The sequence below is a fragment of the Halorubrum sp. SP9 genome, assembly GCF_005435015.1.
GTDB classification, from domain to species: Archaea; Halobacteriota; Halobacteria; order Halobacteriales; family Haloferacaceae; genus Halorubrum; species Halorubrum sodomense.
The window spans coordinates 1-355 of the sequence record NZ_SGXU01000500.1 but is presented as its reverse complement, the minus strand read 5'-3'; the positions used below and the strand labels follow the sequence as shown (position 1 = coordinate 355).

Sequence of the window (355 nt, the reverse complement as noted above, 5' to 3'; positions counted from 1 at the left end):
CTCGTCGCCAGACTCACCGTACGGAACTGACTCAGGAAGAGGTAGGTCTTGGGTGATACGCTCCCAGAGGTGCTCGTCTAGCGTTTCGACGACATCGTCCCAGTCTGGGTCTGACTCGTTCTCCTCGGTATCGTCGTAGATGAGGCGCTCTTCTTGCGTTGCGAACCGATAGCGGGGTCCGCTCTCGTCTTGCGTCGGTCGGATGAACTTCTGAAGCCGGTCTAGTGATTCTTCAACGCGATTGGTTGTACTGATCCAGGATTGGCCATTCAGGTCGTCCATGACGGCGACTGCGATGTTCCCCTCGTTGAGTGGGACAATTTCGTGAACGTGCTGAAGCAGGAGTACCGCCTTC

1 protein-coding gene is annotated in these 355 nt (G+C 56.3%); it reads right to left on the bottom strand.

The window, feature by feature from the left end; all coding sequences use genetic code 11:
• The coding region (locus EXE45_RS21045; RefSeq protein ID WP_137695163.1) for a hypothetical protein at positions 1-355 on the bottom strand (355 nt) is incomplete at both ends.